21 protein-coding genes are annotated in these 24,474 nt (G+C 74.2%); 15 read left to right on the plus strand and 6 right to left on the minus strand.

Translation table 11 applies throughout. The annotated features are described in order from the left end of the window. Positions 1–85: 85 nt before the first annotated feature. The 7 genes from MRBLMG1_RS01330 (at position 86) to MRBLMG1_RS01360 (ending at position 9,924) form a co-directional block, all read left to right on the plus strand. Positions 86–2,128 carry a Xaa-Pro dipeptidyl-peptidase gene (locus MRBLMG1_RS01330; RefSeq protein ID WP_414721468.1) on the plus strand — a complete coding sequence of 681 codons (2,043 nt, stop codon included), beginning with the start codon at positions 86–88 and terminating at the stop codon, positions 2,126–2,128. Continuing rightward, a complete protein-coding gene (locus MRBLMG1_RS01335; RefSeq protein WP_367819823.1) occupies positions 2,125–3,438 on the plus strand; it encodes a M14 family metallopeptidase in 1,314 nt (437 codons plus the stop codon). The genes MRBLMG1_RS01330 and MRBLMG1_RS01335 overlap by 4 nt, the downstream gene beginning before the upstream one ends. Positions 3,439–3,556: 118 nt before the next feature. Further along, entirely contained in the window at positions 3,557–3,859 is a 303-nt protein-coding gene (locus MRBLMG1_RS01340) for a hypothetical protein (RefSeq protein WP_367819825.1), read from the plus strand. A gap of 237 nt (positions 3,860–4,096) precedes the next feature. Further along, positions 4,097–4,519: a hypothetical protein gene (locus MRBLMG1_RS01345; RefSeq protein WP_367819827.1), complete on the plus strand. Its 423-nt coding sequence runs from the start codon at positions 4,097–4,099 to the stop codon at positions 4,517–4,519. 85 nt (positions 4,520–4,604) lie between these two features. After that, a complete protein-coding gene (locus MRBLMG1_RS01350; RefSeq protein ID WP_367819829.1) occupies positions 4,605–5,987 on the plus strand; it encodes a VanZ family protein in 1,383 nt (460 codons plus the stop codon). 101 nt (positions 5,988–6,088) lie between these two features. Next, on the plus strand, positions 6,089–6,475 hold the full coding sequence (locus MRBLMG1_RS01355) for a hypothetical protein (RefSeq protein WP_367819830.1): 387 nt from the start codon (positions 6,089–6,091) through the stop codon (positions 6,473–6,475). A 176-nt stretch (positions 6,476–6,651) separates the two neighbouring features. After that, entirely contained in the window at positions 6,652–9,924 is a 3,273-nt protein-coding gene (locus MRBLMG1_RS01360) for an AfsR/SARP family transcriptional regulator (RefSeq protein ID WP_367819831.1), read from the plus strand. Positions 9,925–10,032: 108 nt separating this feature from the next. Here the strand turns inward: MRBLMG1_RS01360 and MRBLMG1_RS01365 are convergent, their stop codons facing one another. Further along, the gene (locus tag MRBLMG1_RS01365; RefSeq protein ID WP_367819833.1) at positions 10,033–10,998 is read right to left on the minus strand and encodes an NAD(P)/FAD-dependent oxidoreductase; all 966 of its coding nucleotides are present in this window, start codon (positions 10,996–10,998) and stop codon (positions 10,033–10,035) included. Between the two features lie 70 nt (positions 10,999–11,068). Between MRBLMG1_RS01365 and MRBLMG1_RS01370 the strand changes: the two genes are divergently transcribed. From MRBLMG1_RS01370 to MRBLMG1_RS01385, 4 genes are all read left to right on the plus strand, one after another. Further along, entirely contained in the window at positions 11,069–11,560 is a 492-nt protein-coding gene (locus tag MRBLMG1_RS01370; RefSeq protein ID WP_367819834.1) for a hypothetical protein, read from the plus strand. Positions 11,561–11,782: 222 nt separating this feature from the next. Then, on the plus strand, positions 11,783–13,420 hold the full coding sequence (locus MRBLMG1_RS01375) for an ABC-F family ATP-binding cassette domain-containing protein (protein WP_367819836.1): 1,638 nt from the start codon (positions 11,783–11,785) through the stop codon (positions 13,418–13,420). Further along, a complete protein-coding gene (locus MRBLMG1_RS01380; protein ID WP_367819837.1) occupies positions 13,420–14,145 on the plus strand; it encodes a 2-phosphosulfolactate phosphatase in 726 nt (241 codons plus the stop codon). Before MRBLMG1_RS01375 ends, MRBLMG1_RS01380 begins: the two co-directional genes overlap by 1 nt. Then, positions 14,142–14,543: a hypothetical protein gene (locus tag MRBLMG1_RS01385; RefSeq protein WP_367819839.1), complete on the plus strand. Its 402-nt coding sequence runs from the start codon at positions 14,142–14,144 to the stop codon at positions 14,541–14,543. The genes MRBLMG1_RS01380 and MRBLMG1_RS01385 overlap by 4 nt, the downstream gene beginning before the upstream one ends. 272 nt (positions 14,544–14,815) lie before the next feature. Here MRBLMG1_RS01385 and MRBLMG1_RS01390 read toward each other — a convergent pair whose 3' ends face one another. Beyond that, entirely contained in the window at positions 14,816–17,257 is a 2,442-nt protein-coding gene (locus MRBLMG1_RS01390; protein WP_367819841.1) for a Tex family protein, read from the minus strand. A 107-nt stretch (positions 17,258–17,364) separates the two neighbouring features. Further along, on the minus strand, positions 17,365–18,231 hold the full coding sequence (locus tag MRBLMG1_RS01395) for an SCO6745 family protein (protein ID WP_367819843.1): 867 nt from the start codon (positions 18,229–18,231) through the stop codon (positions 17,365–17,367). 124 nt (positions 18,232–18,355) lie between these two features. Between MRBLMG1_RS01395 and MRBLMG1_RS01400 the strand changes: the two genes are divergently transcribed. Continuing rightward, positions 18,356–19,327, plus strand: coding sequence for a GlxA family transcriptional regulator (locus tag MRBLMG1_RS01400; RefSeq protein WP_367819845.1), 972 nt, complete (start codon positions 18,356–18,358; stop codon positions 19,325–19,327). 193 nt (positions 19,328–19,520) lie between these two features. Then, the gene (locus tag MRBLMG1_RS01405; RefSeq protein ID WP_367819847.1) at positions 19,521–20,165 is read left to right on the plus strand and encodes a DJ-1/PfpI family protein; all 645 of its coding nucleotides are present in this window, start codon (positions 19,521–19,523) and stop codon (positions 20,163–20,165) included. A gap of 16 nt (positions 20,166–20,181) precedes the next feature. Here MRBLMG1_RS01405 and MRBLMG1_RS01410 read toward each other — a convergent pair whose 3' ends face one another. Beyond that, complete coding sequence (locus tag MRBLMG1_RS01410) at positions 20,182–20,925, minus strand: enoyl-CoA hydratase/isomerase family protein (protein ID WP_367819849.1); 744 nt, start codon at positions 20,923–20,925, stop codon at positions 20,182–20,184. Between the two features lie 118 nt (positions 20,926–21,043). Between MRBLMG1_RS01410 and MRBLMG1_RS01415 the strand changes: the two genes are divergently transcribed. Both MRBLMG1_RS01415 and MRBLMG1_RS01420 read left to right on the plus strand, forming a co-directional pair. Continuing rightward, the gene (locus MRBLMG1_RS01415) at positions 21,044–21,658 is read left to right on the plus strand and encodes an HdeD family acid-resistance protein (protein WP_367820292.1); all 615 of its coding nucleotides are present in this window, start codon (positions 21,044–21,046) and stop codon (positions 21,656–21,658) included. A 130-nt stretch (positions 21,659–21,788) separates the two neighbouring features. Further along, positions 21,789–22,307: an ATP-binding protein gene (locus tag MRBLMG1_RS01420; RefSeq protein WP_367820294.1), complete on the plus strand. Its 519-nt coding sequence runs from the start codon at positions 21,789–21,791 to the stop codon at positions 22,305–22,307. On the opposite strand, the gene idi is transcribed toward MRBLMG1_RS01420, so the two are convergent. Further along, positions 22,273–22,893, minus strand: coding sequence for an isopentenyl-diphosphate Delta-isomerase (idi, locus tag MRBLMG1_RS01425; protein WP_367819851.1), 621 nt, complete (start codon positions 22,891–22,893; stop codon positions 22,273–22,275). The two genes, MRBLMG1_RS01420 and idi, sit on opposite strands and share 35 nt — an antisense overlap. A 151-nt stretch (positions 22,894–23,044) precedes the next feature. Then, positions 23,045–24,307, minus strand: a complete 1,263-nt coding sequence (locus MRBLMG1_RS01430; RefSeq protein WP_367819853.1) for a GNAT family N-acetyltransferase — start codon at positions 24,305–24,307, stop codon at positions 23,045–23,047. Positions 24,308–24,474: the final 167 nt, after the last annotated feature.

Raw genomic sequence — 24,474 nt, forward strand, 5'->3', positions numbered from 1 at the left:
GACATGAACCTTGCGTCACGCCATTCCCGCTCGATTCCCTCCGGCACTCTTTTGCGCGGGAGTCGACCGGGGTACGTTCCGGCCCATGCCGATGCGAAAGCGGAGAACACCCGGAGCCCGACTGTCGTACGGAACCCTCGTGGCCACGGCCACGGCCGCCCTCTTCGCGACGCTGGTCACTCCGGCCGGCGCCCGGCCGCAGCCCGCGGCCCCGGTCGCGGCGGCCCCGTCCGCGCCCGCCGTGCGCGAGTCCCGCCCCGTCCACTCGTACGCCGACGCCGTCCGCGAGTCCGTCTGGGTCGACACCGGCCTCGACGGCGACGGCGACGGGCGCGCGGACCGGGTCGCCGTCGACATCGTCCGGCCCCGGGAGCCCGCGGCGGCCGGCCGGCGGATCCCGGTCATCATGGACGCCAGCCCGTACTACGCCTGTTGCGGACGAGGCAACGAAGGCCAGAAGAAGACGTACGACGCCGACGGCAACCCCGACCGGCTCCCGCTCTTCTACGACAACTACTTCGTCCCGCGCGGCTACGCCTTCGCCGCCGTCGACCTCGCGGGCACCAGCCGCTCCGACGGCTGCGACGACGTCGGCGGCCGGTCCGACGTCCAGTCCGCGAAGGCCGTCGTCGACTGGCTGAACGGCCGCGCCCGCGGCTACACCAGCCGGACCGGCACGACCCCGGCCCGCGCCACCGGCTGGAGCACGGGCGACGTCGGCATGATCGGCAAGAGCTGGGACGGCACCATCGCCAACGGCGTCGCCGCCACCGGAGTCGAGGGGCTGCGGACGATCGTGCCGATCGGCGCGATCTCCTCCTGGTACGACTACTTCCACTCCCAGGGCGCCCCGCTCTACAACGCCAACCCGAGCTGGCTCTCCGAGTACGTGAACAGCCCGGAGGCGCAGGCCCGCTGCGGCGCCGTCCAGGACCGGATCGCCGCCGCCACCCCCTACAGCGGCGACCGCACCGCCGCCTGGACCGAGCGCGACCACGTGAAGGACGCCTCCAAGGTCCGGGCCAGCGTCTTCGTCGTCCACGGGCAGCAGGACCTCAACGTCCGCGCCAACCAGTTCGGCCAGTGGTGGGACGCGCTCGCCGCCCACGGCGTCGAGCGGAAGATCTGGCTCTCGCAGACCGGACACGTCGACCCCTTCGACTTCCGGCGCGCCGACTGGGTCCGCACCCTGCACCGCTGGTTCGACCACTACCTGCTCGGATACGAGAACGGCATCGACCGCGAACCGGTCGCCGACATCGAGCGCGCCCCGGACCGGTGGACCACCGACCGCCAGTGGCCGCCGAGCACCACCGCGACCACCACCCTGCGGCCCGCGCCCGGCACCGCGCCCGGCCCCGGCGTCCTCGGGCGCACGCCCGCCGCCCCCGGGTCCACCGCGACGTTCACGGACGACCCGGGCCTGGGCGAGCTGGACTGGGCGGCCCGGATCGACTCGGCGACCCCCGAGAAGGCCGGGTTCGCGACCCGCCCGCTCTCCCGCGACCTGCGGATCTCCGGCTCCTCGACGGTGACGGTCACCGCGACCCCGACCACCGCCACCGCGCACCTCTCCGCCGTGCTCGTCGACCTCGGCCCGGACACGATCCGCGACTACGCGGCGGCGGGGGAGGGCATCACCACCCTCACCGACCGCACCTGCTGGGGTGCGAGCACCCCCGGCGACAGCGCCTGCTTCAAGGCGACCGCCGCCCGCACCACGGACGTCGGGTTCACCGTCGTCAGCCGGGGCTGGGCCGATCTCGGCACCTGGGCCGACCCGGGCCGGGAGCGCCCGCTGACCCCCGGCAGGGCGTACACGCTCACGCTGAGGCTCGCCGCCACCGACCACGTCGTCCCCGCCGGACACCGCCTGGCCCTGATCGTCGGCGGCACCGACAGGGACCTCCTCGACCCTCCGTCGACCACCCCGACCCTCACCCTCGACCTCGCCCGCACCTGGGCGAAGCTGCCCCTGGTCGGCGGCGCGGGCGCGTTCGCCCGGGCCACGACGGGAGCGGCCCCGGCCGTACCGTCGCCGCCCGCCGCCGTCCCGTCCCTGAGCGGCCCCGTACCGCCCGCCGCCGTCGCGGGACCGCGCCTGCCCGGGCCGGGAGCGGGCCGATGAGGATCCGTACCGCGTACCGGAGTTCGCGGCGCGCCCTCGCCCTCGTGGTGGGGGCCGCCACCCTCGGGCTGCCGCTCGTCACCGTGCCCGCCAAGGCGGCGGACACCCCGCCGGCGGAGCCGCCGCCGCGCACCGGGTTCGAGGCGAGCGCGGGGGCCCGCTGGACGAGCGAGGCCGAGGAGCGGGACTTCCTCGCGGCGGTCGACCGGGGGAGCGACCGTGTGGCGCTGCGCGTGATCGGCACGACCGCGCAGGGCCGCCCGCTCCGGCTCGCCACCCTCGGCACCGGGAAGGGCGGCACCACCGTGCTGCTCGTCTGCAGCCAGCACGGCGACGAACCCGCCGGCCGCGAGGCCTGTCTGAGCACGGTGCGCGACCTCGCGTATGCCCGGGACCGGGAGACCCTGAGCTTCCTCGCCCGGACGACCGTCCTCGTCGTCCCCACGGCCAACCCCGACGGCCGGGAGGCCGACACCCGGGGCAACGGCGCCGGCGTCGACGTCAACCGCGACCACATCGCCCTGCGGACCGCCGAGGCGCGCGCCGTCGCGGCCGTCCTCCGCGACCGGCGGCCCGAACTCGTCTACGACCTGCACGAGTACGGTGCCACCCCCCGCTACTACGACAAGGACCTGCTCGCCCTCTGGCCCCGTAGCCTCGACGCCGACGCGCGCGTCCACGACGAGTCGCGGACGCTCTCCGAGTCGTACGTCCGGCCCACCGCCGGGCTCGCCGGGTACAGCAGCGGCATCTACGGCATCTGGACCGACCCCGTCACCGGGCAGCCGCTCAAGCAGGTCGCCGGCGACGGCCAGGAGCGGATCCTGCGCAACACGGCCGGCATCAAGCACTCCGCCGGACTGCTCGTCGAGACCCGGGTGGACGCGTTCGACGACGCCGAGGAGACGGACCCGGCCCGCAACCACCGGCGGCGCGTCGCCACCCAGCACGCGGCGCTCGACGGAGCCTTCGCCTACCTGAAGGAGCGGCGCGGGCCGCTGATCGCGGCGACCGCCGCGGCCCGGAACGCCGGGTTCGCCGACCGGGGCCCCGTGTACCTCGGCGGCGCCGACAACGACGCGCCGGAGCCGGGCGAGGTCATCGCCGACCCTCCGTGCGGCTACCGCCTCGACGCCGCCCAGTACGCCGAGGTCGGCGACGAACTCGACCTGCACGGGGTCACCGTCCGACGGGACGGCGCCGGGGTCCTCGTACCGCTGCGGCAGTCGCAGCGCGCCCTGGTCCCGCTGCTCCTCGACGCGCGCGCGACCTATCACCTCGTCAGTGGGAGTCCTGTGGAGGAGTGTTGACGATCGGGTGACCCGCGGCCGCCGTGGCGTGATTCCGACCTTTGCCGAGGTAAAGTTACCGATCGGTACTGACCATGCCTCGAACCGGCCCCAGCGGCCCGTAAGTTGGAGAACCACCATGCGCCACACCAAGCCCGCACGCCGTACCCTGACGGCCCTGCTCGCCACGACGCTGCTCGCCGGGGGCGTGCTGCTCGGGCAGACCGCGACCGCCGAGCCCGCCGCCGCCGGCACCATCACCTGCAACATCACCAAGCTGCGGGCCGACGCCCACAAGGAGCGCGCCCGCGCCGCCCAGCTCAAGCGCCTCGGTGCCACGGCGGACGCCCGCAAGGCCTACGCCAGGGCCGACGCCCTGGAGCGGCGCGCCCGCCAGTGCGCCGACGCGGACAACAACAGCAAGCCGCCGCTCTGGAAGTAGCGAAGGCGAAGGGCTCGGCCTGAGAGGGCGGGCGGTCTCCCCGGAGGCCGCCCGCCCTTTCGCATGCCCGTGGACCCGGTGCGGCAGGGCCGCTGACGCGCTGTTGGTGGGCGGTTGGCCGCCGGTTGGAGGGCCTCCACAGGATGGCCGCAGGCGGTCGGCGCCCTGCTCCGTGCCGTCCCCTTGTCCTGACTGCTTCCCGGCGCCCCTCGGGCCTCGGGCACTCACGAGGTGATCATGAAGATTCGTCCTGTTCTCGGTGCCACCGCCGGCCTGCTGGCCCTGCTGACGGCGGTCGCCCCGGCCGCCTCGGCGGGCGGAAACTGGGACTACGGCACATCGCGGACCAAGCTGAGCAACGGCTACCTGTTCACGCAGATCGCGGCCGACTGGGACTACCCCATCGAGCAGCCCGACGGGGGCGTGTACTGGAAGATGAACGAGTGGTACGAGAAGACGGGCGGCGGCACGATCACCGCCCAGTTCGGCTTCAACTACCACGGCTACAGCTACAGCAAGGGCTGGTTCACCCAGTCCGCCGGCACCACGTCGCAGGAGTTCTTCAACGGGCTCGGCTTCAACGACTGCAACAACGTCGTCGGCTGGCTGGCCGTCTCCGGGCAGAGCACCTTCTACAACGCACCGGTGACCGCCTGCTGACGGCGTGCGCCGGCTCTCCCTCCCGGAGGGCCGGCGCCGCACACCCCGTGCCCGCCGCCGAGCCGTCCCACCGGGAACCACCACCATGATCGATGCCTCACTGGGCGCAAGTCCGTTTCTGATACCGGCCCTTGCCCTGATCCTCCTGGCCGCGACCCTCACGGCCTGGCTGCTGCACCGGCGGAACGGCCGGGTGCCTGTGGCCCCCCTGGGAGCCGCGGTCTCGGGCGCGGTGGTCCTCGCGGCCACCCTCTCGCCCCTCGGGACGCACGCACCGGCGCTGCGGGTGTGCTCGCTGCCCACGGACCTGGCGGCCTCGCTCTTCGCGGACCAGGGCCTGATGAACATCGCCCTCTTCGTGCCGCCGGCGCTCTTCCTCACCGTGGCCACCCGGCGGCCCGCCACCGTCGCCGCCGCGCTGGTGCTGCTCTCCGGGGGCGTCGAGGTGGCACAGGCGCTGACCCCCGGTATGGCCAGGGCCTGCGACGCCTCCGACTTCGGCGCCAACGTGCTGGGCGCGCTGCTGGGCTGCCTGTCCGGAAGCGCGTGGATCCGGCGCCGCGCCGACCGGACGACCCCGGAGTCCACCGGCCGCACCCGGGCCCGCGACCTCCGCCTCGGCGTGATCGTCTCCGTCTGCGGCGGGATCCTGCTGTCCGCCGTGGCCCTGCCCGCGCTGGCGTTCACGGAGTCCGACGCACGGGCCGACCAGCGACCGGACGCGGCACAACTGGTGGCGGCGGCCGATGCCGTGCGGTCCTTCTTCGGACCCGGAGCGGTCCCGACCGACGTCCGGTACACCCCGGCGTCGGAACGGCGGCCCGGCAGGGTCGACGTGAGCACCGGATCGGGGAACATCACGCTCGCCTGGCCCTCCCGCGAGGTGACGTCGGGCCAGCTCGCGGCCGTCGTACCCGAGAAGGCCGCGCGGGCGGAACTGACGGAGGGGACGGCACGCGAGACCGGAGACGCGTTCGCCGCGCAGCACTTCCCCTGGGCCCTGCGCGGCAGCGAGGCACAGGTCTTCGCCGCCGGCGGGCCCGACCAGCAGGCCAAGGTGGTGCAGTGGCGCAGCCGCGTCGACGGAGTCCTCATGCCGATGCGGCTGGACGTCGTCATCGGAGCCGACCGGAAGATCCTCTCCTTCGCCGCCAGGAACGACCGCGCCACCGACCTGCCCCGCGCGACCGTGACCAGGGAGCAGGCCACGGCGAAGGCGCGGGCCGTCTACCCCGACGCACGCGTCACCAGCAGCGAGTTGATGGCCAGGATCGACAACCAAGGCCGCTGGCGGGTCTGTTGGATGATCTCCCTCACCCCGCCCGCCGGAATGGCGCCGCCCACGAAGACCACCGGCCCCGGAGCCACGTCGGGGCCGTCGGCGGGAACGGGCCCCGCACTATTCGGCCTTGCGTTCGACGCCGTTACTGGTGATCCTTTCTCGGGCCCGACCACGCCCCGCGCGTAGCCGCCTCGCCGATGCGTGCCGCGTCCGCCTCTCACGCGTCCGTACCCACTGGACCGCACACCCCGGCCCGGAACTCCCGGCCCGGCCGAACAGGAGAAACCGTGTCCCACCGCACCACGATCACCACGTCCCCGCTGCGCCGACTCGGAGTCGCCGCCGCGGCAGCGGCCCTCGGCGGCCTCGCCGTCATGAGCGGTGCGAGCCCCGCGGCCGCCGGCAGCAACGGTCAGCAGATCAAGTTCCACGACAGCCGGGGCACCATCTACTCGGTCCGCATCAAGGGCAACAACCAGAACGGCCAGTACGTGGAGGCGTGCTTCAACACCAACTACACGGACAACTACCTCTCCGGCTGGTGGTGGAAGGGCCCGGTCAACATCACCGGCTACACCGCGGGCGAGTGCACGTTCGGCTCCACGGTCGCCTACATCGGCGAAGTGACCATCCCGACCCAGTACGCCGACGACTACATCCCCGTCTCCGGCTAGTCGCACGCCACCGCGCCCCCGGGCGCGGACACTTCGCGGCCGCGCCCCTCGATCGAGGGCACGGCCGCGACAGGCCTGTGACGGACCAAGATCGTGGATCCGTCCCCCACCGCGGTTACGATGCGCTGGCGCGAGGCCCTGGCCTGCCCCGCGCTTCGAACCCGGGGGGTATGGACATGCGCTTCGCGCTGCTCGGAACGTTGTCGGCCACGGACGATCGGGGGGAGGAACGCGCGCCGCGCCCGCCTTTGCCCAGAGCCCTGCTCGCGGCGCTCCTGCTGGCACCCAATCGCGTCGTCACGCTGGACCGCCTGGAGGGGATGCTCTGGGACGGACGCCCGCCCGCCAGCGCCCGCGCGTCCCTGCACAACCACGTGACCCGGCTGCGCCGTTCCCTCGGCGACCCGACACGGATCCTCAGCAGGGACCGCGGCCTCGTCCTGCGCGTCGAGGCCGGGGAACTCGACGCCGACCGCCTCGTCAGCGCCCTCGACGAGGCGCGCCGGGCCCGGCACGCCGAGGACTGGGAGCGCGTCTCACGCCTCACGGAGGCGGCGCTGGCGCTGTGGCGCGGCACACCCCTCGAAGAGTTCCCGGCCCTCGCGACCGCGTCCGCCTCCGACCTCACCCGGTGGCAGGAGACCCGACTCCAGTGCCTCGAACTCCGGGCGGAAGCGGTCCTGCGACTGGGCAGCCACGAGGAGTTGCTGCCCGAACTGAGGCGGGCCGCAGCCGAGTTCCCGCTGCGCGAGTCCTTCCATACGCACCTCATCCTGATGCTGCACCACACCGGCCGCCGTGCCGAGGCGCTGGCGACGTACCACGAACTGCGCCGCTCACTCGTCGATGCCCTCGGTGTCGAGCCCGGCCCCGGTGCGCGTTCGGCCTTCCAGCAGGTGCTGGACGACGAGTGCACCCCCGCCGAGCAGTCCGGCCGCCCGGTGACCGGCTCCGCGGCCGTCCCCAGGACCCTGCCGCGCGACCCGGTCGCCTTCACCGGCCGCGAGGCGCAGATCAGTGCACTCCTCACCGACCTGCGCGCGGGAGCGGAGGGCGGGACGGGACCGGTGGACCTCCACACCGTGGACGGGATGCCCGGGGTCGGGAAGACGGCCTTCGCCCTGCGCGTCGCCCACCACGTGGGCGCGGACTACCCGGACGGCCAGATCTTCCTTCCCCTGCACGCCCACACCGTCGGCACCCCGCCCGTCGCCCCCGAGGACGCCCTGGCCGAGCTGCTCCTCGCCGTCGGCGAGAGCCCCCACCGCGTGCCGGACGGGCTCGCCGCACGCGCGGGCCTGTGGCGGAGCCGGATCGCGGGGCGCCGCATGGTCATCCTGCTGGACGACGCCTCGGGCTCCGACCAGGTGGAGCCGCTGCTGCCCGGTACGGCGGGCTCGCTGGTCCTCGTCACCAGTCGGCGTCGCCTGGAGGCGCTCACGGGTGCCGCACCGATCACCCTGGGCGTGCTGGCCGAGGACGACGCGATACGGCTGCTCATCACCCGGTCGGGCCGACCGGACATCACACCCGACGACCCCTCACTCGCCCGGCTGGCACACCTCTGCGGCCACCTGCCGCTGGCACTCAACCTCGTCTCCGCCCGGCTTCGCCACCGGCGGAGCTGGTCCCCCGCGGACATCGCCGAGGACCTCGGGACGGCGACCGGCCGGCTCGCCGCCCTCGCCACCGAGAACGTGTCGGTCGCCGCCGCGTTCGACCTGTCGTACCGGGCGCTGTCATCCCCTTCCCGCACCCTGCTGTGCCGGCTGGGGCTCCTGCCCGGATCCGACGTCGACGTCCGCGCCGCCGCCGCGCTGCACGGCTCCGACCTCGGCACCGCCCGCCGCCTGTTGGAGGAACTCTGCGACCACAGCCTGGTCGACGAGCCCTCGCGCGGGCGCTACCAGATGCACGACCTCGTACGCGAGTACGCCCGGACCCTGGCGCTCGCCGACGGGCCGGCCGACGCCGACCCGGCCGTGCGGCGCCTCCTCGACCACTACCTCCACGCGGCGTCGGACGCGGGGGTCAGAATCGCCCGGCACGCGGTGCGGCCGCCCGAGCTGACGGCCGAACGACCGACGACGCTGCCGGAGTTCGCCGACGCGGGCGACGCGACGGCATGGATGCGTGCCGAGCACGCCAATCTCCGCGCCGCCGTCGAACACGCCTCCCGCCACGGTCTCCACGAGGCCGCCGTGTACCTGCCCGCCGCCATGCACGACTTCCTGCGGGTCGACGGCCACTGGGGTGAGGCCCAGGACCTGCACCTGATCGCCCTCGCGGCTGCCCGGACCGCCGGCGACGAGCTCGGTCAGGCCGTCTCCCTGCACCACCTCGCCATCGTCGACTCGCTCAAGGGCTCGTACGAACAAGCGGAGTCCGGACTGCTCCAGGCGCTGCTCCTGGTCCGCTCGCGCGGCGACCGCCGACGCGAGGGCATGGTGATGCACGACCTCGGCCGGGTGTTCCGGTTCACCGGCCGGTACGAGGAGGCCACCGACGCGCTGGAGCAGTCCCTGGAGTGCTTCGCCGGCACCGGCGACCGGCGGGACGAGGGGCTGGTCCGGAACGAACTCGGCCACGTGCTGCAACTCGCCGGCCGCTACCCGGAGGCCGCGGAAAGCGTCGGCCTGGCCCTGGCGTCGTTCCGGGACACCGGAGACCGGCTCGGTCTCGCGAACTCCCTCGCCACCCTCGCCGACATCCTCCGATCCCTGGGCCGGTACGCGGAGTCCATGACCCACCACCGCCAGGCCCTGGCTCTGTACGGCGAGCTGGGCAACGTCCTGGGGGAGGCGAACGTCCTCGCCGACCTCGGCGACGTGCTGCGGCTCACCGGCGCCTACGAGGAGGCGAAGGCCCTTCTGACCGCATCGGTGCGGAAGCACGACCAGATCGAAAGCCGGCTCGGTGTCGCGAACTCGTCGACGTACCTCGCCCGGGTCCACTTCCGGCGCGGCGAGATCGAGGAGGCGGAGAACTGCCTCCGCCGCTCCCTCGCCATCTGCGAGCAGGTCAACAGCGCGATGGGGAGCGCCTACACGAAGCTGCACCTCGCGGAGGCCGCCCTCCTGCGGGGCGCGCACGACCTGGCGCGGGACGAGGCGGAGCGCTGCCTCGCCGCCTTCCGCGACCTCGGCGACCTCGGCGGCGAGGTGACCGCCCTGTACATCCACGGCTCCGCGCTGCTGGCCCTGGGCCACCCGGAAAAGGCCGCCGCCCGGCACCGCGAATCGCTCGTCCTGGCGGGAAGGATCCAGGCACTGTACGAGGAGTTGCTCGCTCATCAGGGGATCGCGGACTGCCTCGTCGCCCTGGACAGGCACACCCTGGCCATCCCCCACCTGCGGGCCGCCCTGGACATCGCCGAACGGCTGGGCGTCCCCGAGGCCGACGCCCTCCGACGGCGCCTGGCCGCGGTCCCCGTCCCGGCGAGCCGCTGACACCCCCGGAACCAGCCCCCGGACCCGGATGACCCCGCCCCGTCTCCGCGCGGGACCGGCACCGGGCGTGGTCCGACCCGGACCACGCCCGGTGCCGCCGGAGCCGGGTCAGCCGCAGACCAGCTCCGCCGCCCGCTCCGCGCAGCCCCAGGCCACCGTCACCCCGGCGCCCCCGTGCCCGTAGTGGTGGACCAGCCGCCCGCCGCCCGGCAGCGGCACCGCCTCGATCCGCACCCCGCCCACCCGCGCCGGCCGCAACCCCACCCGGTGCCCGATCACCCGCGCCCCCGCGATCTCCGGCCGTACCCGCGCACACCGGGCGACGATCCGCGCCGCCGTCGCCGGATCGGGCGCGAGCCGCTCGTCGTCCTCCTCGGCCGTCCCGCCGAGCACCAGCCGCCCCGGCTGCGGGAAGAAGTACGTCGTCTCGCGCGACCCGGCGTCCGCCGCCGTGAACCACTCGTCGATCCCGGGGTTCTCCACCAGGACCAACTGCCCCCGCACCGGCCGCAGTCCGGCATCCGGCACGAGCTCCCGCGCCGCCGCCCCGGCGCAGTCGACGACCACCCGCGCCCGCGCCGCCGCCTCCTCGAAGCCGGTGACCGCACGCCGCTCGAAGACCCCTCCCGCCGCCTCGAACCGGCCCCGCAGCCACCTCAGATGGACCGGCATGTCGATCAGCGGAAGCCGGGCCGCCAGACCCACGCCGTACGGCCCCGGCACCTCCTCCGGAGCCAGCCGGCGAAGACCCGGCACCTCCTTCGCCCAGGACCCGAGACCGTCGAGGACGGTGTCCGCGTGGACCCCCGGCACCCACCGCACCCCGGTCCGCTCCGGATCGGCGGCCAACTCCCCGTACACCCGCAGCGAGCCGAGCGCCCAGGCCCCCGCCTCCGCCGCCGGCTCGATCCGGTACGGCCACCACAGCGCGCCCGCCACCGCCGAGGTCGTCGCCGTGACGTCGTCCCGCGACCAGACCCGTACCCGGAGCCCGCGTTCCGCCAGCGTCACCGCCGTCGTCAGACCGATGACCCCGCCGCCCACCACGATCACGTCGCTCACGTCGCTCTCCATGGCCCGGACCGTACCGGGACCGGGACATTTCCGGGACGGCCCGGCCACGGAAAACCGGAAGACTCGACTCATGCCGGTCCCGTACACACCCTTCGACCTCGCCCCCGCCGACCGCGCGGGCGGCGCGCCCGCCCCGCACCGCGACGTCCTCGTCGACGGCAGGGCACTGCTCCACCGGCTCGACGAGGTCGACGGCGTCGACGCCGTCTCGCCGCTCGCGGCGGACCTCCCGCCGACGGTCCGCGCCGCCCACGCCGAGCTCCTCCTGCTCGCCGACGGCACCCGCCGGGTGATCCACTCCTGCCCCGACTGCGACGACCCCGGCTGCGGAGCCGTCACCGCCGTCGTCGAGCGCGCCGGCGAGGACGTCGTCTGGCGCGACCTCGCCTGGCAGACCGGCGCCCCTCTCGACCCCGACCGCGACGTCTACCCCGGCATCGGCCCGTACCTCTTCCACGGCGCCACCTACCGCGCGGTCCTCCACCGCCTGCTCGCGGAGCACGCCCGCGACACGGGCGAACCGGCCGGGACCTCCGGGTGGCGTGACGTCGTGACGTCGTGACGTCGTGACGGTGTGACCGTGTGACGCGGCGGCGGGCCGGCGTTCCCGGACCGTGCGACCCGGGCTCGGGGACGGCCCGCGCGACCGGATGATGCGGCCCGCGCGACCGGACGGCGGGGCCTGCGCGACCGGACGGCGCGGCCCGCGTGACCGGAGGGTGCGGCCGGGAGCCGTGACCGGCGGTACGGCCGGTCGGGGCGCCCCCGTAAGATTCGTCCCCTGATGACTGCAACCCTCGTCGCCAAGGACCTCGCCGCCGGCCACGGCGAACGCACCCTCTTCGCCGGGCTCGACCTGGTCGTCGCCCCCGGCGACGTCATCGGCCTCGTCGGCGTCAACGGCGCCGGCAAGTCGACGCTGCTGCGGCTGCTCGCCGGCCTCGACACCCCGGAGGAGGGCGAGCTGCGGCTCTCCCCGCCGACCGCCGCCGTCGGTCACCTCCCGCAGGAGCCCGAGCGGCGCGCGGGCGAGACCGTCCGCGAGTTCCTCGCCCGGCGCACCGGTGTCGCCGCCGCCCAGGCCGCCATGGACGAGGCCACCCAGGGCCTCGTCGACGGCACCCCGGGCGCCGACGACGCGTACTCCGTGACCCTGGAGCGCTGGCTGAACCTCGGCGGCGCCGACCTCGACGAGCGCGCCGAGGAGGTCGCCGACTCCCTCGGCCTCACCGTCGGCCTCGACCAGCCGATGACGTCCCTCTCCGGCGGCCAGGCCGCCCGCGCCGGCCTCGCCTCCCTGCTCCTCTCGCGCTACGACGTCTTCCTGCTCGACGAGCCCACCAACGACCTCGACCTCGACGGCCTGGAGCGCCTGGAGGCCTTCGTGAAGGGCCTGCGTGCGGGCACCGTCGTCATCAGCCACGACCGCGAGTTCCTCACCCGTACCGTCACCAAGGTCCTGGAACTCGACCTGGCCCAGCAGCAGATCACCCTGTACGGCGGTGGCTACGACGCGTACCTCGAAGAGCGGGACACCGCCCGGCGCCACGCGCGCGAGGACTTCGAGGAGTACGCGGGCAAGAAGGCCGCCCTGGAGGCGCGCGGCCACATGCAGCGCTCCTGGATGACGCAGGGCGTCAAGAACGCCCGCCGCAAGGCCACCGACGGCGACAAGCTCGGCCGCAACGCGCGCAGCGAGGCCAGCGAGAAGCAGGCGGCGAAGGCCCGGCAGACCCAGCGCATGATCGAACGCCTCGACGTCGTCGACGAGCCCCGCAAGGAGTGGGAGCTGCGCATGGAGATCGCCTCGGCGCCGCGCTCCGGCTCGGTCGTGGCGACCCTGCGCGAGGCCGAGGTGCGCCGCGGCGACTTCTCCTTCGGCCCCGTCACCCTCCAGATCGACTGGGCCGACCGGGTCGCCGTCACCGGTGCCAACGGCGCCGGGAAGTCGACCCTGCTCGCCGCCCTGCTCGGCCGCCTCCCACTGGACTCGGGCGACACGGTCCTCGGCTCGGGCGTCGTCGTCGGCGAGGTCGACCAGGCCCGCAAGCTGTTCCACGGCACCGAGACCCTTCTGGAGGCGTTCTGCGCGGCGGTGCCCGACACCGAGCCCGCCGAGGTCAGGACGCTGCTCGCCAAGTTCGGCCTCAAGGCCGAGCACGTGATGCGGCCCGCCACCACGCTCTCCCCGGGCGAGCGGACCCGCGCCGCGCTCGCCCTGCTCCAGGGCCGGGGCGTGAACCTGCTCGTCCTCGACGAGCCGACCAACCACCTCGACCTGCCGGCCATCGAGCAGCTGGAGTCCGCCCTCGACTCGTACACCGGCACCCTGCTCCTGGTCACCCACGACCGCCGCATGCTCGACGCGGTCCGCACCACCCGGCGCATCGAGGTCGCCGACGGCAAGGTGACCGAACTCTGATGTCGGTCTCCTTCGGCTGGGGGCCCGTCGAAGCGCGGGCCCTCGCCCCGGCGGCCGCCTGCGTGGTCGTGGTCGACGTGCTGTCGTTCACCACCGCCGTGGGCGTCGCCGTCGAGGCCGGCACGGCCGTCCACCCCTACCGGTGGCGGGACGCCACGGCCGCCGCGTACGCGGACCGCGTCGGAGCGGCGCTGGCCGTAGGCCGCCGCGAGGCGACCCCCGAGCACCCGTGGTCGCTCTCCCCGGCCGCCCTGCGCGCCGCCCCGGCCCCCGTCCGTCTGGTCCTGCCGTCCCCGAACGGCTCGACGATCGCCGCCGAGGCCGGCGGTGCGACCGTCGTCGCCGCCTCCCTGCGCAACCACACCGCCGTCGCCCGCTGGCTCACGGACCGCGGCTACGGCACGGCGGAACGCCCGCTCGCGGTCGTCGCCGCGGGCGAGCGGTGGCCCGACGGTTCGCTGCGCCCGGCGCTCGAGGACCTGCTGGGCGCGGGAGCGGTCCTCTCCGCCCTCGCCGGCACGGGACCGCTGACCCCGGAGGCGACCGCGGCGGCCACGCTGTGGTCGGCGACGGAGGACCCGGTCGCCGCCTTGCACGGCTGCGACTCGGGCCGTGAACTGTACGAGTACGGCTATCCGCAGGACGTGGCCGTGGCCGCCGAGACCGACAGCTCGACGACCGTTCCCGTTCTCGTGGACGGCGCTTTCCAGGAGGCAGCAGCATGACCGACCTACTGAACCGGCTGACCGAGATGCTGGACGATCTGGACGCGGACGTCGACGAGACGATCGACCTCGCCGACGAGATCGCCGCCTCGGGCGACGCGGGCCTCCTGCCGCGCCTCCAGTCGGAGCTCGACCGCGCCCTCACCGAGCGGAACGCCTACGCCCGCGAGCTCCTCGGCGGCGTCCTCGCCGCCATCGGAGGCCCGGAGGCCCTGCCGACCCTGGTCCGCGCCTCGGCCGTCGACCTCGGCGACGACCAGGACGGCCTCGCCGACGAGATCGTCGAACTCGTGCAGGCCGACCCGAAGACCGCCCGCGAGCTGCTCGTACCCCTCACCGAGGACGACGACCTGTCCGTCGCCCACCGCGCCGAATGGGCGATGCGCTTCCTGCCGTGACCCGGCCTCCCAGGGGCCCGTCCCGCACGGCCGAGGCCGCGCCCCCGTCGGGGCGCGGCCTCAGTCGTTCCGTGGCGCGCGTGCCCTGAGGCACCGGGCCGGGACGGCGGTACGCACACGCCGGTACGCACACGCCGGTACGCACACGCCGGTGCGTACGGACCGATGCGTACGGACCGACGCGTACACGCCGGTGCGCACACGGCCGGTACGCACACGCCGACGCGTACGGCCCCTGCCGGCGCGTACTGGCAGGGGCCGTACGGCGACCCCTAGCGGCGCTTGCCGCCGCCCTCGCCGAGGAGGCCGGCCTTGCGCAGGGCGTCGGCCATGGCGCTGTTGCCGGGGGCGGGCGCCGGTGAGCGGTCGCGGTCCCGGCCGCCCCGCTCGTCCCTGCCGCCCCGGTCGTTCCTGCGGCCACCGCCACCGCCACCGCCACCGCCACCGGCAGCGCCGCCGCCGCGGGTGCCGCCCTGCCGCTGCTGCGGAGGGCGCTCGCCGCGCTCGCGCTTGGGAGCCCCGCCGGCCGCGTCCGCGCCCGGCTCGTCGTCGAGGCGCAGGGTCAGCGAGATGCGCTTGCGCGGGATGTCGACGTCCATGACCTTCACCTTGACGACGTCGCCGGGCTTCACCACGTCGCGCGGGTCCTTGACGAAGTTCTTCGACATCGCGGACACGTGCACCAGACCGTCCTGGTGCACGCCGATGTCCACGAACGCGCCGAAGGCGGCCACGTTGGTGACGACGCCCTCCAGGACCATCCCGGACGCGAGGTCGCCGATCTTCTCGACGCCGTCCTTGAAGGTGGCCGTCTTGAACGCCGGACGCGGGTCGCGGCCGGGCTTCTCCAGCTCGCGCAGGATGTCGGTCACCGTCGGCAGACCGAAGGTGCCGTCGACGAAGTCGTCCGCCCGGAGCGAGCGCAGCCTGCCGGTGTCGCCGATCAGCGCCGCGACCTCGCCGCCCGTCGCCTTCACCATCCGGCGCACCACCGGGTACGCCTCCGGGTGCACCGACGACGCGTCGAGCGGGTCGTCGCCGCCCCGGATGCGCAGGAAGCCCGCGCACTGCTCGTACGCCTTCGGGCCGAGCCTGGCCACGTCCTTGAGCGCCCGGCGGGAGCGGAACGGTCCGTTGGTGTCCCGGTGCGCGACGATGTTCTCGGCGAGGCCGGAGCTGATCCCGGAGACGCGCGAAAGGAGCGGCGCCGAGGCGGTGTTGACGTCGACGCCGACGCCGTTCACACAGTCCTCGACGACGGCGTCGAGCGAGCGCGAGAGCTTCACCTCGGCCAGGTCGTGCTGGTACTGGCCCACGCCGATGGACTTCGGGTCGATCTTCACGAGCTCCGCCAGCGGGTCCTGGAGCCGTCGCGCGATGGAGACGGCGCCGCGCAACGACACGTCGAGCTCGGGGAGTTCCTGCGAGGCGAAGGCGGAGGCCGAGTAGACCGAGGCGCCGGCCTCCGAGACCATCACCTTAGTCAGCTTCAACTCGGGGTGCTTGGCCAGGAGTTCGGCCGCGAGCTTGTCGGTCTCGCGGGAGGCCGTGCCGTTGCCGATCGCGACCAGCTCGACCGCGTGCTCCTTCGCCAGGCGGGCCAGCCGGTCGAGCGCCTGGTCCCACTTGTTGGCGGGGACGTGCGGGTAGATCGTGTCGGTGGCCACCACCTTGCCCGTGGCGTCGACCACGGCGACCTTCACGCCGGTACGGAAGCCGGGGTCGAGGCCGAGCGTCGCCCGGGTGCCGGCCGGCGCGGCGAGCAGCAGGTCGCGCAGGTTCGCCGCGAACACCCGGACCGCCTCGTCCTCGGCCGCCGTCCGCAGCCGCAGCCGCAGGTCGATCCCGAGGTGGACGAGGATGCGGGTCCGCCAGGCCCAGCGGACCGTGTCCTGGAGCCACTTGTCGCCGGGGCGCCCCCGGTCGGCGACTCCGAAGCGACGCGCGACGATCCCCTCGTACGACGACGGACCGGGCAGCTCCGACGGCTCCTCCGGCTCCAGGTCGAGGCTGAGCACGTCCTCCTTCTCGCCCCGCAGCATGGCGAGCACCCGGTGCGAGGGCAGTGCCGTGAACGGCTCGGCGAAGTCGAAGTAGTCGGCGAACTTCGACCCGGCCTCCTCCTGCCCGTCCCGCACCTTCGCGACGAGCCGGCCGCGGCCCCACATGCGCTCGCGCAGCTCGCCGATGAGGTCGGCGTCCTCGGAGAACTTCTCGGCGAGGATCGCCCGCGCGCCCTCCAGCGCGGCGGCGGCGTCCGCGACGCCCTTGTCCCCGTCCACGAAGGCCGCGGCGGCGGCCGTCGGCTCGACGGACGGGTCGGCGAGCAGCCCCTCGGCCAGCGGTGCGAGACCGGCCTCACGGGCGATCTGGGCCTTCGTCCGGCGCTTGGGCTTGAAGGGCAGGTAGATGTCCTCCAGACGCGCCTTGGTGTCGGCCGCGCGGATGCCGGCCTCCAGCTCCGCGGTCAGCTTGCCCTGTTCGCGTACCGAGTCGAGGATCGCCGTCCGGCGGTCCTCCAACTCGCGCAGATAGCGCAGCCGCTCCTCCAGGGTGCGCAGCTGCGCGTCGTCGAGCATCTCGGTCGCTTCCTTGCGGTAGCGCGCGATGAACGGCACGGTCGAACCGCCGTCGAGGAGCTCGACGGCTGCCTTCACCTGTCGCTCGCGTACGCCGAGCTCCTCGGCGATCCTTGCTTCGATGGACGTCGTCACGGTGTCCCGACTCGCCTTCTCGTGCCTCAAGCTTGCGAGTGCATTGTGCCGGGTCGGTCACCCGGATGCGGCAACCGACCCGTTCCGGCGGTTCGCCGGGCCCGGTGTCACCCTTTGCCGGTGAGGTCCGCGGGGAAGGCGCCGGCGGCCGCCGCGGCGAACAGGAAGCCGCGGCCCAGTGCGGTCAGGCGCTCGACGCCGGCCGCGCCGAGGTGCTCGTACGGCGCGGAGTCCAGCCGGTCGGTGTGCTCCTCCAGCTCGGCGCGGAGGGCGGTGCCGGGCTCCGTCAGCTCCCCGTCGGCGTCGAGCAGCCCGCGGCCGCGCAGCCGCTCCACCGCGGCGTCCCAGTCGGCACGCCGCCAGCCCCGGGAGCCGAGGACCCAGCGCGGGGCCATGCCCTTGCCGGTGGCGGTGTGCGAGACGAGGGCCTCGACGGGGTCGAGCCCGGCGGAGAGCAGCGCCGCGAGGTGCCCGTCGCCCCGGTGCTCGCGCAGCAGGGTCGTGGCGTGCCAGTAGGCGAGGTGGGGCTGCTCCGGCACCGGCAGGTCCGCGTGGGCCGAGTACAGCGGCCGGGCGTGCCGGGTGCAGGCCTCGGTGGCGCGCAGCGCGAGCTCGGCCGCCTCGGCCATCTCCGGGGACGCGACGGCGTCGTCGCCGAGCAGCCGGCGGAGGGTCGCGTCGGCGGTGCGCAGCCGCGCGTCCAGCACCTCGGCGGGGGAGGCGGTCTCCCAGACGGCGGGCAGGTGCCGGGCGAGCAGCTCGTGGTGGTAGTTGTAGAAGGTCGCGGCGACCGTGCCCGCGCCCACCGCGCCGAGGGCGGCGCTCCGCGCGGCGAGCCGCATCGCGCTCTGGTCGGTGAACCCGAGGGCGGCGAACTCGCGGTCCAGGTCCGGCGAGAAGTACAGCGTGGAGTGCAGCGGGTTGAGGGCGTTGTGGCAGCGGCGTCCCGCGCGCGGCGGCAGTGGAGTCGTCATGGACGCGAACGTTACCGACTGGTCGGTACGACGGGAACAGGCGGACCGCGCCCACCGGGGCCATGGCAGAAAAGGTGGGTTGCCCGTCGTTGCGGACGCCGCGGCCGCCGCGAAGGATGGAGGCATGACGCAGCGCCCCCTCCTCGTCGTCCTCTTCGACGACGTCCAGAGCCTCGACGTCACCGGACCCGTCGAGGTGTTCGCCGGTGCGGGCCGCGCCGCCGGCGACCCCGCCGCGTACCCCCTCACGACCGCGTCCCTGGACGGCGGCCCGGTCCGTACGCAGAGCGGCCTGCGCCTGCTCCCCGACACCACCCTCGCCCAGGCCGTCGCCGACGGCCCGCCGCACACCCTCGTCGTCCCCGGCGGCGAAGGCACCCGGTCGCCCCACCCGGCCCTCGTCGACTGGCTGCGCACCCACGCCCCGCGCGCCGAGCGCCTGGTGTCCGTCTGCACCGGGGCGCTGCTCCTCGCCGAGGCCGGTCTCCTCGACGGACACCGGGCCACGACCCACTGGGTCGCCTGCGACCACCTCGCCCGCTGCTACCCCGACGTCGACGTCGACCCCGACCCGATCTTCGTACGGGACGGGCGGCTCGCCACCTCCGCCGGTGTCACCGCGGGCATCGACCTCGCCCTCGCCCTCGTCGAGGAGGACCTGGGCCGGGACGTGGCCCTCACCGTCGCCCGCCACCTGGTCGTCTTCCTGCGCCGCCCCGGCAACCAGGCCCAGTTCAGCGCCCAGCTGTCCGCCCAGACCGCCCGCCGGGAGCCGCTGCGCGACCTCCAGCACTGGATCACCGAGCATCCCGACGCCGACCTCTCCGTCGAGGCGCTCGCGGCCCGCGCCCGCCTCTCGCCCCGCCACTTCGCCCGCGCCTTCCACGCGGAGACCGGCACCCCGCCCGGCCGCTACGTCGACCGGGTCCGGCTCGAACACGCCCGCCGCCTCCTGGAGGAGACCTCGCGCGGCGTCGAGGAGGTCGCCCGCGCCTCCGGCTACGGCACCCCGGAGGCCATGCGCCGCGCCTTCCTCAAGGCGCTCGGCACCGCCCCTGCGGAGTACCGCCGCCGCTTCCACGCCCCTGTCGCCTGACACGCCTCCGACGCCTGACACGCACCCGCCGACCGGCGACGCACCCGCCGCCGGGGGACGCACCCGCCGCCGGAGACCCACCCGTCGACCAAGCAAACCAAGCAGACCAAGCCGACCAAGCCGACCAAGCCGACCCAGCAGTCCGAGTCATCCGAGCCACCCGAGTCATCCGACCGAACCGAAAGGGACCACCGTGCAGATCGCCGTCCTGCTCTACGAACGCTTCACCACCCTCGACGCCGTCGGGCCGTACGAGCTCCTCGCCCGCCTCCCCGGCGCCGAGACCGTCTTCGTGGCCAAGGAGGCGGGTCCGGTCCGCAACGACCAGGGCAGCCTGGCGCTCGTCGCCGACAAGAGCCTCGCCGAGGTCCCGAGCCCGGACATCGTGCTCGTCCCCGGCGGACCCGACGCGCGCGTGGCCATGCACGACCAGGAGACCCTGGACTGGCTGCGCGCGGCCGACGCCACCAGCACCTGGACCACCTCGGTCTGCACCGGCTCGCTGGTCCTCGCCGCGGCCGGCCTGCTCAAGGACCGCCGGGCGACCACCCACTGGCTCGCCTTCGACGAACTGCGCGCCCAGGGCGTCGAGCCCACCGGCGAGCGGGTCGTCTTCGACGGCAAGTACGTCACGGCCGCCGGGGTCTCCTCCGGCATCGACATGGCGCTGCACCTGCTCGGCCGGATCGCCGGTGACGAGGTCGCCCAGACGATCCAGCTGCTCACCGAGTACGACCCCCAGCCGCCCTACGACGCCGGCTCACCGGAGAAGGCCCCGGCGGCGATCGTCGCGCACTGGCGGGGCACGGACACCAGGGACCTCGTCAGCGAGGGCTGAGACGCCGCTCGCGGGCTCAGCGGCCGTACGTGAAGCGGGGCGCGCGGCGCTCCAGGAAGGCGGCGACCCCCTCCGCGGTGTCGCCGCTGCCGCGCGCCTGCTCCGCCCAGTGGGCGTCGCGGTCGAGGTGCCCGTCGGCGAACTCCTTGGCCGCCGCCTGGGTCAGCAGCGAACGGGAGGCGAGGATCCGGACGAACTCGGCCACCCGCTTGTCCAGTTCGCCCGCCGGGTGGAGCTCGTCCAGGAAACCGGTGCGCAGCGCCCGGTCCGCGTCGATCAGCTCGCCGGAGAACAGCAGGTACTTGGCGGTCGACGGCCCCACCAGGGCGGCGAGCCTGCGGGTCGACGAGGACGGGTAGACGATGCCGAGCTTCGAGGGCGTGATCCCGAAGCGGGCTCCCTCCTCGGCGAAGCGCAGGTCGCAGGCGGCGGCGAGCTGGCTGCCACCGCCGACGCAGTAGCCCCGGACGGCCGCCAGGGTCGGCTTGGGGAAGGCGGCGAGCGCCTCCTCGGCCGGCATCGCGAGCGTCCGCTGCTCGTCCCAGGGCTCCCGCAGCGTCGAGATGTCGGCGCCGGCGCAGAAGGTGTCGCCCTGGCCGGTGAGGACGAGCACCCGGACGGCGGGGTCGGCGGCGAGCCTGTCCAGGATGCCGGGCAGGGCGCGCCACATGTCGGCGCTCATCGCGTTGCGCTTGGCGGGGTTGGCGATGACGACGGTGGCGACGCCGTCCGTGATGCTGTCCTTCAGCTGCGGCTCCATGGGCCGGATGCTATCCGCCGGACCCGAACGTACGATCAGGAAGGGGTCGCTCCGAGGAGGCACCGCAATGGCCGAGGACGCCCGTGATCCCGTCGCCGGGCCGGATGAGGTCCGGAACATGGCCCGTCGGGGGAAGAAGCTGAGGCGCGGTTTCGGCTGGCTGGCGGCGCTCGGCATCCTGCTGGTGATCGCCGGTGTCGTCGGGCTGGTCTACACGGGCCTGGCCACCCTGACCTCGATGCTGCTCTTCGGCTGGCTGCTGCTGATCGGCGGTGTGGTGGGGCTCCTCCAGGCCATCGGGTCGCGGGGCACCAGCTCCTTCTGGCTCGCCGTGGTGGTGGCCGCGCTGAACATCGCGGCCGGCGTCGTGGTGATCCGTCACCCGGAGGGCTCGGCGGAGGCGCTGACGATGTTCGCCGCGCTGCTGTTCCTGACCGGCGGGCTGTTCCGGTTGGTCGGCGGTCTGGTGGTGCGCGGGCCGCAGTTCGGCTGGACCCTGGTCCAGGGCGCCTTCGGCCTGCTGCTCGGTCTGCTCGTCCTGTTCGACTGGCCGGACAGCAGCCGGTACGTGCTCGGGGTGTTCTTCTCGCTCGCGCTGCTGTTCGACGGTCTCGGCCTGATCGCCATGGGCGTCGGGGGCCGGCGCATCGTCGGTATGGTGGCCCCGCCGACGTCGGCGACCGGCACGCCTTCGGAGTCATCAGAAAGCGTGCAGGATCAGTCGAACAACTGACGTCGGCATACTCAGGCGGTCAGAAGACGGCCGATAAGTGTCGACTTCTGGTCAGTAGGCCGGTCTGGCCGCGCGGATTGCCAAGACTCGATCCGTGGCGAGAATCGAGCACGAGGGTGGGAACGGGACCGTGGACACCCACGGAGGCGTCCCCACCCGGCAACCGTCCTACGAAGGAGTCTGGCGCTTCACCGCGGCCGCGGTCGACGTCTCCGTCCCGCAGGCCCGGCACGCCGTACGCGACCTGCTGGTCCGCCAGGGCGTCCCCCTCCACGAGGAGATCATGGACGGCCTGCTGCTGATCGTCTCCGAGCTGGTCACCAACGCCGTGCGGCACGCGGCGCTGCTGTCCCCGGAGATAGCGGTGGAGGTGGCCATCGGCCCCGAGTGGATCAGGGTGTCCGTCGAGGACAACCATCCGTACCGCCCCAAGGCGCTGGAAGCGGACTACGGGCAGACGGGCGGCCGCGGGCTGCTGCTCGTCCGGGAGGTCGCCCAGGAGGCCGGCGGCGCCTGCGACGTCGAGCACACCGCGACCGGAGGGAAGATCATCTGGGCGGCGCTGCCCCTGACCCCGATGGCACCGGGGCCGGGGGGCGCGCCGCACCCTGCGGTCACCAGCCCCCGGACGGACCCGTCAGCTCCCTGACGGCCGGACGCGCCGCGTCGAGCACCGTCATGAACCAGGCGGAGAACGGCGCGGCGGCGTGGCGCTCGGCCAGCTCCTCGGCGGTCACGAAGACGGTGTCCTCGATCTCCTCCGGGTCCGGTCGCGGCTCGGCCTGCACGAGGCCGACGAAGAGGTGGTTGAACTCCTGCTCCACCAGGCCCGACGCCGGGTCCGGGTGGTTGTAGCGGACCGTGCCGGCCTCGGCGAGCAGCGTCGGCGAGACGCCGAGCTCCTCGAAGGTCCGCCGGGCCGCCGCGGCGAACGGCGCCTCGCCCGGGTAGGGGTGGCCGCAGCAGGTGTTCGACCACACGCCGGGGGAGTGGTACTTGCCGAGCGCCCGGCGCTGGAGCAGCAGCCGCCCCTCCTCGTCGAAGAGGAAGACGGAGAAGGCGCGGTGGAGCTGACCCGGCGCCTGGTGGGCGGCGAGCTTCTCCGCCGTGCCGATGGTCCTCCCCTCCTCGTCGACCAGTTCGAGCATGATCGGCGCCGGGGCTCCGGACGGCTGGACACCGTTCGACGTGATCTCCGGCGAGATCTGAGCCGCGGTGGCTGGTGTGGTCGGCATACCCATCCTTCGCTTCGGTCCTCGGCCCGGTGGGGCCACCACAGTCTGCCGTACAAAACCGGCTTGTCCGTACTTCGTCGGCCGGACGTGGCCGCTCCCGCCGCACCGGGGACGTACCGGTGCGGCGGGAGCGGGAGGGTGCCGGGGGCGTCTAGACGCCGAAAGCCGCCGGATAGACGAGGGTGCCCGCCGGAACGGGCACGGTGTCGTCCAGGACGAGCGCCATCATCGCCTCGTCAGGGGCCTCGAAACCTGGCTTGATTCCATACTCGGACGCCCGTACGAACCCGAACCGCGGGTAGTACTCCGGATGGCCCAGGACGAGCACGAACGGCTCCCCCCGCAGCCGGGCCGCGTCGAGCACCGCCCGGACGACGGCCTGGCCGGCCCCCGTCCGCTGGTACGCCGGTGCCACCGACACCGGCGCGAGCGCCGCCGCGGGGGCGCCGCCCACCAGGCAGCGGGTGATCAGCGCGTGCGCCGCGACCGTGCCGTCCGGGGCCTCCGCCACGTACGACAGACCGGGCAGCCAGGCGTCGGCGTCGAGCCGGAGCGCCTCGACCAGATCGGCCTCGGTCGCGGAGGGCGCGGCCTCCGAACCGAAGGCCGTCGCCACGACCCGGCGGATCGCCGCCGCGTCGTCGCCGGTCTCCGTGCGGGTGCGCCAGCGCGGATCGGCGGGCCGCAGGACGAAGCCGGCGTATCCGTAGTCGGAGCCGTGCTCGCGCCGCAGCGCGATCTCGGCGCGCGCGCCCGCCACCGCCTCGGCCATGCCGGGCACGGCGGTGTCCGCCGCCTCGGCGTGGGCGGCGAGCGGGACGTAGTACTCGTCCCAGTCGCTCTCGGGCTGCGGGACGGTGCCCAGGACGTGGTAGCCGGCCTCGACCGCCGCCGCCGCGTTCCCGGCGACGGTACGGAGCCGGTAGTGCTCCTCCCAGAAGGCGCGGGCCGCCGGGCCCGGGTCGTCGGTGGTCCAGACGCACTCGGTGAGCACCAGCGTGCCGCCGGGAGCGAGCAGCCTGCGCCACTCGGCGAGCGCCCGGTCGAAGCCGAGGACGAAGACCGAGCTCTCGGCCCAGACCAGGTCGAAGGAGCCGTCGGGGAACGGCAGCGCGCCCATGTCGGCGCGCAGGGTGCGGATCGAGCCGTCGAGCCCGCGGGCCGCGGCGCTCGCGCGCAGCTCGGCGAGGAACGGCTCGTGGGTGTCGACGGCCGTCACCTCGGCACCCGCCTCGGCGGCCAGGAGCAGCGCGCTGCGGCCCGGGCCGCAGCCCAGGTCGAGGACGCGCGGGCGCTCAGGAAGCGGCCCGGAGAGCGCGAGGAGCCGACGGGTGGTGGTGTCGGAGCCGGGGCCCTGCCGCGGCAGACCGTGGTGCAGGGCGAAGAAGGAGTCGTGCAGAGCGTTGTCGGACAACGTGGGAATCCCTCGGTGAAAGGGTCCCGGCCGACGACGTGACGGACCGGTGGGAGTACCGGGATCAGGTCAGCCGGAGACCCGGAAGCTGAAGCTGGACCGGGCGCTGCCGCACTGGGCGGCCTCCATCGCGACGGTCATCAACCTCAGCTCCTCTCCACACGCGT

It is taken from the genome of Streptomyces sp. LMG1-1-1.1 (genome assembly GCF_040815545.1).
Lineage (GTDB): Bacteria > Actinomycetota > Actinomycetes > Streptomycetales > Streptomycetaceae > Streptomyces.